This window comes from Spirosoma litoris (genome assembly GCF_054776755.1).
The window spans coordinates 59353-71618 of record NZ_BAAHBI010000020.1; the positions used below are offsets into that span (position 1 = coordinate 59353).

A 12266-nucleotide genomic window follows, 5' to 3' on the forward strand; every position below is an offset into this window, starting at 1 on the left:
ACCTTTATCATTAATCCCTGTTAGTTAACCGGTTTGCTTTTACCGAAAGCATAACGTTGTGGAAAAGCGAAACAGGTCGACAGCGTTTTCGACCTATAATACGTCTATGAGAAAAAACGGACTTATAGGTATGCTGCGCTAAAAGAAACACACCAAAGCATTTCCTTTCTTTTCATGAATCGATTACTACTGACAGTTTGCTTGCTGGTTTTGGTAAGGTTTGTAGCTCATAGCCAGATACTCTATACACTTTCCGGTACCGTTCGTGACTCCGCCAGCCAGCAACCGATTGTGCGGGCTGCCGTGGTGCTCGATTATGAAAAAACAGCTACCGGTACCTATACCGATGCTCAGGGGAATTTCTCGATCAAAGCGCGTATTGGCCAACACGTTCTGGTCGTGCGGAGTCTCGGTTTTGTGCCGTTTCGTACCACAATTAATCTGCGTCAGAATACCGTCTACAACGTTCTGCTACCTTCTGTATCCAGCCAGCTAGAGGAAGTTGTGGTTACCAGCAAAGGCTATGACCGAAACGTACGTCAGCCCCTATTGGGAGTTAGTCAGATCAATATCGCTACGCTCAAAAAGATGCCCGCAGCCTTGGGGGAAGTGGATATTCTGCGGAGCCTGCAAATGCTGCCGGGCGTTACAAGTGTTGGTGAAGCCGCCAACGGCGTCAACATTCGGGGTGGTACTACCGACCAAAACCTGATTCTGCTTGACGATACGCCGATCTTCAACCCAACGCACATGTTTGGCCTCTTCTCGGTCTTCCCGCCCGATGCTGTGGGGAGTCTGGATTTGTACAAAGGGAATGTGCCTGCTCGTTACGGCGGACGAGCGGCTTCGGTGCTGGATATTGCCTTACGTAACCCCGACCTGAATCAATTTCGTCTGACGGGTGGGGTGAGCTTCGTAGCCAATCGTCTGACGGTTGAAACGCCTATCGTTAAAGGAAAACTGGCCTTGATGGTATCGGGGCGGGGGGCGTTTAATGACTTTTTACTTCGTGCAGTTTCCTCCCGCTTAGATAATATCCGCGCCAAATTCGGTGATGGAACGGCTAAGCTGTTCTGGCGGGTCAACGACAAGAATACCGTGACGGCAATGGGGTATTTGAGCCAGGATTTATTTCAAACGAATCTACTGGGGGGTCTGGCCAATGTTAATGCGGTGAATACCCAATACGCCCAACAAACGGCCAACGGCATGGTTCGTTGGTTCCATGCGTTCAATGACCGAACAAATCTGCAAACAACGGCTCTGGTGGCGCAGTATATTCCCCGGATACTATCGACCGAAGACAGTACCAATAATAAAGTGGTGCTGAAACAATCACTGTTGCAACGACAGATCAAATCGAACCTGAACTACCAGTTAGAAAATCAGAAGATCGAAGTTGGTATCAGCGGTACTCATTACCGACTCAATCCGGGCGAGCTAATTCCGGGCAATAGTCTGGCCGTTAATTACCAGAAAACCCCCCTTGAAAATGCGCTGGAATTTGGGATTCATGCCGAAGATGAGATCAGTTTGTCGGATAAGCTGGCTGTATCGGCAGGATTGCGTTATTCCCATTTTCTGAACGTGGGACCATCCGTAGTTCGTCGCTATGCGAATGGTGAGGTGGCCGATGCCACCACCGTTGTCGATTCGACAGTCTATGGAGCTGGGCAGGTGACGAAGCAATATGGTGGGCTGGAACCTCGACTGGGTTTGCGTTACGCCCTAACGCCCAATTCGTCCATCAAGGTTGGCTATAACCTGATGCGGCAGTATTTGCAGGTGATTACGAACACAACCACACCTTTGCCCACCTCGCGCTGGAAAACCTCCGATGCGCATATTCAGCCGCAGGTAAGCCAGTTGTTTTCGGTAGGATATTTCAAGAACTCGAAGAATAACATTTTTGAGCTATCGGCGGAGGCTTACTGGCGAAGTACGCAGCATATTCTGGACTATAAACCGGGGGCCGATTTTCTGCTACAACCCTATCCTGAAACGCAATTACTACCGGGGCGAAGCAAAGCGTATGGGTTGGAATTGATGCTGTCCAAGAAAAAAGGGGAACTGACAGGTTGGGTCAATTACACCTTTGCCCGTACACTGAATCAGGTGAATCAAGGCGTTGATTTTCAGCAGCAGATTAACGGTGGCGACTGGTACCGGGCCAATTACGACCGCCCCCATAGCCTGAATATGAGCCTGACTATTAATCAGGGGAAACACCACAGCTTTTCGTTCAACTTTGCTTATAGTACAGGTCGCCCTTACACGGCGCCGGAAGGATTCATTCGCTATCAGGGTCGGACCTACCCGTACTACGACGAACGTAACCAGTATCGTCTGCCCGACTATCATCGGCTGGATTTCGCCTGGAACATCTACAATCCGAGTATGAAAAACCGACGCTGGCAAGGCCACTGGACGTTCACTGTGTACAACATTTATGGTCGTAAAAATGTGTATTCGATCTTTTATCGTACTGAAGGTCAGGCCACAAACCCCTACCGGCTCAGCATTTTTGGCGCACCCATACCGAGTTTGACCTATAATTTCGAGTTCAAGTAATTCCTCAGCGGTATGCGTCCATTGGCTATACCTACACTGCTTTGTATATGTAGTTGCCTTGGGCTTCTCACGTGCGTCGACCCAATCGAAACAACGGTAAACAGCTCACTCAATGTCATCATTGTCGATGGGACGATTACCGATTTGGCTGAACAGCAGGTTATTCGGCTTAGTCGCTCGCAGGCAGATCGGCTTACAGGTCGGCCGGGTTCTGTGCCCATTACCAAAGCGACTGTAACGGTAGTGGTTGACTCATCGACCCTTATTTCCTGCCATGAAACCGAAGCCGGGAGCTATCAGCTACCCAGCGATTTTAAGGGGCAGGTTGGCCATAGCTATCAACTCCGCTTTACGTTGAGCGATGATACGAAGTATGAATCGACCACCGAAGTGTTGCAACCCGTTGCGCCAATTACGCAGGTTCGCGCCCAGTTTAATGAACGTAGCCTGAGTTTAACGCAACGGCTAAATAACGTGTATACGGCTGCTCATGATTTTTACGTAGACTTTACCGACCCTGCCGATCAAACCAATTATTACCGTTGGGAGTGGAAAGATTGGGAGCATCAGGAATGGTGCCGGAGTTGCAATGGAGGCAGGTACCAAATTACGGATGCTCAGGGAAAATTGATCGAAGATTGTGTTAATGAGCAATTCTCCTATCCAAACTTCGACTACAATTGTCGAACTCAGTGCTGGGAGATTATTTATAGTAACGACCTGACGGTATTCGATGATCAGTATACCAACGGGAATACAGTTAAAGCACTGCGGGTTGCTCAGGTTCCTCTGTATTCAAAAGAGCATTGCTTAGTCGAGATTCGGCAGACTTCATTGACCAAACGGGCTTATACCTATTTCAACCAATTAAATGAGCAGACCAAAAACTCAGGCGGTGTGGCTGGTTCTCAGCCCGCTCTACTGGTGGGGAATATTTATAACATAAGCAAGAAGAATGAGCCCGTAGTGGGTTACTTCAGCGCGTCGAGTGTGTCGGCGGTGCGGTACTGGTTAAGCCGAAATGATGCGACCGGTTTTACACCGGGTTTATTTCAGGCACTTAATGGGCACGATCCAGTTAATGAACCGAGTTATTATGGCCGTTATCGTCCGCCCCTGGCCGTATGTGTGGCCAGTGAGACGCGAACGCCGGTCAAACCAGTAGGCTGGCAGGATTGAGACACGTTAACACGCCCGTTATGATTCACACTCGTTCATCATTTCAACCGTTTTTCGTATTACTGGGCTGGTTTCTTCTAGTCATGGTACCACTGGCTTGCGTTGATCCGGAGAATATCCTTCTGCGTGGTACGAATGATATTCTGGTTGTGGATGGCATGGTTACGGATCTGGGGGAACCTCAGATAATTAAAATTAATCGCTCAAAGGCTGACCCACTCACGGGTTGATTTCCACCCAACGTTCCCGAAATACAAATACTTGAAAATTCACTGAATTCCCGACCGTACACCGCCATCTGTGAATCAAAGGAAAGCCAAACGCCGGCTAAGCCAGTAGGCTGGCGAGATTGACTGAATTAACCTAATGCCCTAATGCCATGATGACTACATTCTTTTCAAGGGTACGCGCATTGGCCACGTTGCTAAGCCTGTTTTTACTGATCGTGATCCCTCTTGCCTGCGTTGATCCTGAGGACCTTTCCTTATTTGGGACGGTAGATGTACTAGTTGTGGATGGCACGATCAATAATTTGGCTGAGCCGCAGGAAATTTTACTGAATCGCTCTAAAGCCGATCGGCTCACCGGACGATTCGGTAGTCTGCCCATTACAAAAGCATTAGTCGAAGTCGTGGTCGACTCATCGACCGTTATTTCCTGCCATGAAACGGTGGCTGGCACCTATCAACTCCCCAGCGATTTTAGAGGGCAGATCGGCCATGCTTATCAGCTCAGGATTACCCTGAGTGATGGAACACAGTACCTGTCGACCCAACAAATCATGCAGCCAGTACCGCCTATTGACGCCATAAAAGCCCAATTCAACCCGACGAGTTTGACTACTAAAGTGAATGGTATTTACCCCGCTGCTCATGATATATCAATCGATTTTAAAGATCCGGCCGATCAGCATAATTACTACCGTTGGGACTGGAAGTTATGGGAGAAACAGGATTGGTGCAAGTCTTGTGTTCAGGGGGAATATGCGCAATACAATATATTGGGTAAGGGGGTTGGTACAAACTGCTATGTAGGTGGTAACCAGCTTTATGAGGATTGCTTTTCTCCACCCGAAATCACAATGCCGCAATACAATTATGGCGGCCAGAATCTCTATTTTGTATACGACTATAACTGCCGAACTGAGTGCTGGGAAATCCTATATAGTCATGCGATCGATGTATTCGATGATAAGTTTAGTAATGGAGGGGCTATAACAGGACGCCAGGTTGCCCAGATTCCTTTTTATCAGAAAGAAGGCTGTCTGGTTGAAATCCGGCAATTAGCCCTAACCGCCGATGCGTATCGATTCTTTTTATTATTCCAGCAACAGACGCAAAACACGGGTGGTCTGACCGACACACCCCCGTCGGCCCTCGTTGGGAACGTGCGTAATGTAGCAAATGCCAAAGAAAAGGTTGTCGGGTATTTCACCGCAGCGGCAACTTCCGCAAAACGCTACTGGATTGATCGCAAAGACGCGACTGGCACATACCCCGGTTTGTTCTATGCACAGAATGGCCGCCCGCCTATTCCAGAGCCAGATACGGCTAAATTTTGCATTGCTCCCTTGCCATTGCGTCCTCCTAAAGCGCTCTGTGTTCCCAGCAACACAAAAACCCCATTTAAACCAGATGGCTGGCAAGAATAACCCACAGCCCCCAATTCATATTAGAGTCAGGGGCGATGAATTCTTGCTAAAAGGGATAACTACTTCAAAATCGGCTCCAGAGCGGCTCGGTTTTCGTTGAGCCAGTCGTGAATATCACTTACAATTTCACGGATGCCGAGTAGAGAAAACTATAATTAGTTACATACTTGGATTTGGGAAATAATAATTTTGCTGGAAACAGCTTAACTATGCCTGCTAAAGATGCTTATCATGATATTGTCCGTACTGCTCTTGAAAAAGAATCATGGCTGATTACACACGATCCTTTTCGAGTCGTATTGGGAAGGAGAAAAGGATATATTGATCTAGCTGCGGAAAAATTATTAGCGGCTCAACGCGGGACACAGAAGATTGCAGTCGAAATTAAGAGTTTCTTAGGAGCATCAACATTGGATGAGTTTGAAGATGCCCTTGGTCAATTTTTAATCTACAAAGTAGCATTGGAAAATGATGAACCTGATCGCCAGCTTTACCTGGCAGTCCCAGTTAGCATTTATACTGATTTTTTTGATGATTCATTCTTCGCAGGCATCCTTAAACGATTTGCGGTACAATTGCTTATTTTTGATGAAGATCAACAAACAATAGTCCAATGGATCGATTAGCCAATCACAAAACTATTGTTCGACGAATAGTCGAAGAAATTGCCCGAATGACTCCATCTGAAGAGCAGTCGGAAACGCAGCTAATCATAGATGAAGAGCGTGGTCACTATCTGCTTTTTTCAGTAGGCTGGGGAAATAATCGCCGAGAGTACGTTCCATTTGTTCACCTCGACGTTCGGCCTGATGCCAAAGTGCATATTCAGCACGATGGCACAGACTTGAAAATTGCCGAACGTTTAATCGAAGAGGGGATTGCTAAACAGGAAATCGTACTCGCTTTTCAGGCCCCCAATCGCCGAAAATTTATACCTGACTTCGCCTTGAGTTAAAAAAGACTACTTCAAAATCGGCTCCAGAGCGGCCCGGTTTTCGTTGAGCCAGTCGTGAATATCACTTACAATTTCACGGATGCCGAGTTGGGGTTTCCAGCCGGTTAGCTTCGTTACGTTCGTATTATCGGTAATGTACAGACGAATGTCGGCAGCGCGATTTTCGGGCACCTCTGTGATAGGGATAGTTTTGCCCGTTACTTCCTGACAGATTTGGGTCAGTTCCTGCAACGAAGCACTGCTCTCCACACCACCGCCAGCGTTCAGGATTTCACCGTTTACTTTATCCAGGTTATGCAACTCCCAGTCAATCAGACGATAGAGATCAGCGATGTGGAGCATGTCGCGAGTTTGCTTGCCTGTGCCACCATAGCCAATATACGAGAGTTTCTGCTCGAAATAATGTTTGGCAATCCATAGCACCATGACACCCTGATCGACCTTACCCATCTGCCAGGGGCCAGTAATAACACCGCAACGGTTGATCACCGTTTTCAAGCCATAAAACTCGTTATACTCCTGAATCAACAATTCAGACGCGAGTTTGGTGGTGCCATAAAGCGACCGGGCACCCGTGAGTGGAAAGTCTTCGGCAATACCCTTCGACGATACACCCGGAACAGGCTGATCGTCTGTCAGAACAAAACGTGTATCGGCTTCTTCGAAATTCAGCGTTTCGATGGTTTTGATCGGGTAAACGCGACTGGTTGACAGAAAAATAAAATTGGCCTTGTGTTTCAGCGCATAGTTCAGGCAATTGACAGTACCAAACAGGTTGGTATTGATGAGGTAATCGGGTGTACCATCCAGGCCAGCCAGTACCGACGGTTCGGCGGAGGCTTCAATTACCGTGTCGACGGCGGGTAGAGAATCGAAATCTTCTTTATTCCGGATGTCGCCGTGAATAAATTCGATACCTGCCGCTTTTAGCCGAGCCAAACTTAATTCAGAACCCCGTCGTTTCAGATTATCGAGTGCAAAAATCTGATAGTCAGGATAATTCTGTTTGAGAGAAATAGCGAGCGATGAGCCAACAAATCCGGCCCCGCCGGTGATGAGAAGTTTCATAGATAGAATGAGTGAATGAGTGAATGACTGAATGAGTGAATAGCTGACGCAAGCAATATTCGCTCAATCACTCATTCGCTCATTCACAATTAAGATGTGATGCGTTTTAGTTGGATGTTTTCGACTGGTCGAATGACTAGGGGTACTTTTTCGATTTTGACCGAACTGCTATCTAAGCCAAACCAGCGGTCTTCAGGGGTAGTAAAGCTCTTAATGCTGAAATAGATGCTCATGATCAGGCGCTCGGTAGTGGGAAGCTCGTTCTCAAACGACAGGAATTTCTCCAAAACTACAAATCGGAAATCGCCGATAACATTCTGACGACTAAGGGATTCGTAGCGGCTCGTGATATCCACTTCTTTGTTTTTTACCATGTCTTCAATCACCTTACGGAAGAAGAGGTTAATGCGCTGTTCAACCCGGAAGCCTAATTTAAAGGTCACTTTGTAGGCGTCGTCGGGAGCAATGGTATTTACTTTATACTCCATCGTATACGGATCATCGGTCGTATCGACGTGCACAAACCAATAAATATCCGCGCGTTTGGGGCGTTTCTGGAAAATCGAGTAAATAATTTTTGACTCAATTTCCGATTGCCGGGCCGCATTGCTCATGAAGACAATATGCGTGGCATATTTCGGAATACTAATGTCGCGACTGAGTTCTTTGATGGCCTGAGTATACTGGTCGATTCGGACGTATTCGGTCAAACGAAGTTTAATCTGGAAAGCTCTTAACCAGACGATCATCACGAACGCCATCACACCCGCAATCAGGATAGAAACCCAGCCCCCGTGGGTAAATTTGGCCAGGTTAGCTACCAGAAAGCAACTTTCTATTGATAGGTAAAATACCAGGAAGAAAACAACGAACCAGGCATTGTACTTATGCGAATACATGTAATAGCTAAACAGAATGGTACTCATCATCATCGTCAGGGTAATGGCTAACCCGTAAGCTGCTTCCATTCGCGACGATTCCTGAAAGTAAAGTACCACACCGATACAACCAGCGAAAAGCAGCCAGTTGATACTAGGCACATAAAGCTGACCTTTTTGATTGGAAGGATACCGCAGCCGGACTTTAGGCCAGAAATTGAGCCGAATTGCTTCGCTGATGAGGGTAAAAGCACCTGTCAGCATGGCCTGACTGGCGATAACCGTCGCGGCTGTAGCCACGCAAATCCCGATGATCAGAAACCATTCGGGCATGAGGGAATAGAATGGATTTTGTTCGCCTAACTTCTGCCCAACCAGACTTTCGACAAACGCCCCCTGACCGAAATAATTGAGCATCAGGCAGGCTTTTACATAAGCCCAGCTAACACGAATGTTGGCCCGGCCACAGTGGCCCATGTCGGAATAAAGGGCTTCTGCTCCCGTTGTCGATAGGAAAACGGCTCCCAATAACCAGAATGCTCCCGGCGTTTTTGTCAGAAAATTGACCCCATACATAGGGTTCAGCGATGTCAGAATGGTCGGATCGTCAACGATGTGAATAAGACCCAGAACGCCTAGCATTGTAAACCAAACTAGCATGATTGGACCAAATGCTGTGCCTACAACGCTAGTCCCAAATGTTTGTATCAGGAACAGAAAAGCCAGAATACCGATAACAATAGGGACAGTTGGAATATGTGGGTACAAAATTCGTAACCCTTCTACGGCCGACGAAACAGAAATAGGAGGGGTAATTATACTGTCGGCCAGGAGAGAGCTACCACCAATAATAGCCGGGATGGTAAGCCACTTGGCATGCCGGCGCACCAGGGCGTATAAAGCGAAAATGCCACCTTCCCCCCGGTTATCGGCCCTGAGAATCAAGATGACATATTTGAAGGTGGTTTGTAAAGTTACCGTCCAGAATATACAGGAAAGAGCGCCACGAACAGTATCGGACCGAATCGGCTCTGTGGTACCAACAACTGAACGCAGAACGTACAGGGGCGATGTGCCAATATCGCCGTAGATGATACCCATTGCCACCAGCAGACCAGCAGCCGTAACGGTATCTAAATGCTTTTTGTCTTCCATAAATTAGGCATGCGCCTTCTGCTGTATAAGCGGGTAAAAACCGGGCAAAGATAACCTATGTTTAGATTCGTTAATCGCGCTTTAATCGAAAGTTCCCTATTTGCTAAAAACAGTCTAAATGGGCTTTAGATTGAAAATAGCGTATAAATTAAAGAAAACCATAGCGTCCAAGTTACCGTATGTACTGTGGCCGTTCTAAAACTGGCCGGGTTTTGTTTAATTAGGTGGGTTCAGTAGATGGTTCGCAATCTTAGCGGACCATCTCTTTTTTGTCCAAAGGTCAAGGCTATATCGATTAGGCTAGTGCTTTACCATAGTAGATTCTGTAGATTTTATCGGATTCTATTGTTGTTATTCTACTGATAATCAGTTTGTAAGTCATCAATTAGAATCAACCGCGCGGGCGAACCCGAGAATCTCTAGAATCTAAATTGGAAAAGTACTAGCACTCACCCAATTGTGAGCCTATAGATTCTTTTGATTTTATCGAATTGGTGATTACAAACTACAGCATCGAAAGAATCTATAAAATCTATTTTGCCAAAGCATTAGATATTCTGAATAAGAAACCCCTCCGAAGTCACATCATTTTAGAATGTGGCTTTGGAGGGGTTTCAATAATGATAGTAAGGCGACAGGCGATAAGAGTACGTTTGGCGCTCTAACCACTGAGCTACAATAGGCGCTGCCTACTGGCCGGATTCGAACCGGCGACCACCCGAATCACAGTCGAAGGAACTCTAGTCTACGGCACTTACTAAATTAGATGCAGGGCGATTGGCGAAAAGGGTACGTTAGATGCTCTACCACTGAGCTACAACAGATTGCTCTATTGGCCGGATTCGAACCGGCGACCGTCTCGTCCGAAGCGAAGTAACCCTACTCTACGGCACCTGCAAAATCATAAAAACAGGAGTAACAAGCGGAACGGGAAATGGGGCATTGCTAGCCGGAGTCGAACCGGACCATCTCGTTTCACGATGGAAACCACATGATTCCTCCCCTTCATGGCGCGAAGTAACCCGTACCTACGACATCCTGTTTATACCCTCACCCCAGCCCCTCTCCCAAACGGGAGAGGGGAGAGATTAAAGTGTAATCTGTTCAATCGTGCTTAGCGTCGTTTGACCTTCTTCAAGGGCCTGTAATACGTCGAACACTTTGTCCGACCAACCGGCAATTAAAAAAACGTCGTTTTTTTCTACACGTAAGGGTACGTTTCCGTAACCCGCCAGGTCGAACACATACAACCGAGCGTCGGGAAACAGCCGTTTGTACTGCATCCATTTGGCCGATAAGGTATTTGCCGACTGGTTGTTGCTGGTGTTACTGTCCCATAATTGGGTATCCGTAAACAACATGACTTTGTCGGCTTTATAGCGTTGCTGAATCAGGTCGTCGATTACCAGATAACCGTTGGTTGAATAACCCACTTCGCCTTCGCGACGGTAAAATTCATCGACATTGGCCAGTATGCTTCGAGCTGGTAAAGCGATCGTTTTCCATCGGTCGCCAAACATCCCACTTAACACGTTGCGGCATTTGGCCTGTAACAACATGCCTAATAACAGACCAATATCGTACAAAAGTACCTTGCTGTTGGGCGAAATAGGTTTTTGCATCGACCCCGATACGTCGCAGGCAACCACTACGCTAGTTTGAGAATCGAAGCCGCGTAAGTTAGCCACACTGGCGTAAATGGCATCTTCGAGGGCTTCGAGCACGACGGGCACATGGCCAAGCGGTAGTGCTTTCAATTCCCGGTAAGCCGACAAGAAGCGAAATGGCAACTGTTTGGCGTTTCGAACGGCTTTCGGATTGGACAGCAATTCGCAAACTTGTTCGACATGGACTCCGCTAATGCCCGCTTCGAGCATATTCCGAAGGTTCCGTAAGGTGGCCATATAGCCAAGTCGTCCGCTGGAAATCAGTTCTTCCCATTTTGCGCGAATCGCGGCTGCTTTCTCGGCTTCGGTTGCAAACCTGATTTGCCCCACTGCACTCAACTCAGTTTCCCAGGTGTAGGGTGTGCTTAAGGTGCCGTTGACAATCTTATCGAAAACCGCCTGTTGGGTTTCAGTCTTGGCTTTAGGGTGAACCAGAAACAAGGCATCCCGAAGTTTGACAGCCGTATTTCGCTCGTACTTGGCGAACTGGTATTCGTCGAATTTATTGAACGCAGTAGCCAATCCTTTCTGCATCTGTTTCGAGATGCGGTTAAGTTTCTTGACTCCCGTACGCTGGTTCGTGCGTTGGTAATAGGCCAATAATTCCGTGATTTCATCCGGGCGTTGTACAGTTCGGGCAACGGCATTGCCAACCAAATTGTCGCCGTTATGGACTTTTGCCAATTCGCCAAGCAAAACAACCGGTGCCGAACGCAGGTACATTTGCTCCCGAACATACACGGCTAGCTTTGCTACAAAAACTGGATTGGCCTCACTGACAAGCTCCTGAATTCGCTCTAGCCGCTGATCAGCTCGCTCATAATAAGAATCGTTCAGCATCGTCGTAACTACGGCGGAGTACAATTCCATTTCTGGCGTCAGCGTATAGGCTTTAGCTCCCTCATGGTTGACGGTTTTGGTTGCGGTGTTACTAAAGATGTTGAATTTCATGATCGTCGGCGTTTTGATGAACTTGACGATACAAAGGTTTATACCACCTGCGCAGCCTTTTTGCGTAGATGAAAGTTTTTTTAATTTTTTTGAAAAAAGTTTAGCCGCTTGCTTAATGAAGCAGCTTGGATTGCTTTGTTCGGCGTAGTCCAGAGACTACGCTCAACCGGGGGCAGATGAACTGCACCGGG

Annotated in this window: 9 protein-coding genes and 1 tRNA gene; 6 read left to right on the forward strand and 4 right to left on the reverse strand. The window is 47.3% G+C overall.

The genetic code is table 11. The annotated features are described in order from the left end of the window. Nucleotides 1-174: 174 nt before the first annotated feature. The 6 genes from ACYVGR_RS12445 to ACYVGR_RS12470 all read left to right on the forward strand — a co-directional run bounded on the left by ACYVGR_RS12445 (nucleotide 175) and on the right by ACYVGR_RS12470 (nucleotide 6356). On the forward strand, nucleotides 175-2571 hold the full coding sequence (locus ACYVGR_RS12445; protein ID WP_460957002.1) for a TonB-dependent receptor: 2397 nt from the start codon (nucleotides 175-177) through the stop codon (nucleotides 2569-2571). Nucleotides 2572-2583: 12 nt separating this feature from the next. Next, a complete protein-coding gene (locus ACYVGR_RS12450; RefSeq protein WP_460957004.1) occupies nucleotides 2584-3750 on the forward strand; it encodes a DUF4249 domain-containing protein in 1167 nt (388 codons plus the stop codon). 20 nt (nucleotides 3751-3770) lie between these two features. Beyond that, nucleotides 3771-3980, forward strand: a complete 210-nt coding sequence (locus ACYVGR_RS12455; protein ID WP_460957006.1) for a hypothetical protein — start codon at nucleotides 3771-3773, stop codon at nucleotides 3978-3980. Nucleotides 3981-4129: 149 nt separating this feature from the next. Continuing rightward, nucleotides 4130-5401, forward strand: coding sequence for a DUF4249 domain-containing protein (locus ACYVGR_RS12460; RefSeq protein ID WP_460957008.1), 1272 nt, complete (start codon nucleotides 4130-4132; stop codon nucleotides 5399-5401). A 167-nt stretch (nucleotides 5402-5568) separates the two neighbouring features. Further along, a complete protein-coding gene (locus tag ACYVGR_RS12465) occupies nucleotides 5569-6027 on the forward strand; it encodes an element excision factor XisH family protein (RefSeq protein WP_460957010.1) in 459 nt (152 codons plus the stop codon). Continuing rightward, entirely contained in the window at nucleotides 6015-6356 is a 342-nt protein-coding gene (locus ACYVGR_RS12470; protein ID WP_460957012.1) for a XisI protein, read from the forward strand. The genes ACYVGR_RS12465 and ACYVGR_RS12470 overlap by 13 nt, the downstream gene beginning before the upstream one ends. 6 nt (nucleotides 6357-6362) lie before the next feature. On the opposite strand, the gene ACYVGR_RS12475 is transcribed toward ACYVGR_RS12470, so the two are convergent. The 4 genes from ACYVGR_RS12475 to ACYVGR_RS12490 all read right to left on the reverse strand — a co-directional run bounded on the left by ACYVGR_RS12475 (nucleotide 6363) and on the right by ACYVGR_RS12490 (nucleotide 12075). Further along, a complete protein-coding gene (locus tag ACYVGR_RS12475; protein ID WP_460957014.1) occupies nucleotides 6363-7424 on the reverse strand; it encodes an NAD-dependent epimerase/dehydratase family protein in 1062 nt (353 codons plus the stop codon). 89 nt (nucleotides 7425-7513) lie between these two features. Continuing rightward, a complete protein-coding gene (locus ACYVGR_RS12480) occupies nucleotides 7514-9457 on the reverse strand; it encodes a KUP/HAK/KT family potassium transporter (protein ID WP_460957015.1) in 1944 nt (647 codons plus the stop codon). A 689-nt stretch (nucleotides 9458-10146) separates the two neighbouring features. Next, nucleotides 10147-10276: transfer RNA gene (locus ACYVGR_RS12485), tRNA-His, on the reverse strand. A gap of 269 nt (nucleotides 10277-10545) precedes the next feature. Beyond that, on the reverse strand, nucleotides 10546-12075 hold the full coding sequence (locus tag ACYVGR_RS12490; protein WP_460957017.1) for a TROVE domain-containing protein: 1530 nt from the start codon (nucleotides 12073-12075) through the stop codon (nucleotides 10546-10548). Nucleotides 12076-12266 lie beyond the last annotated feature (191 nt).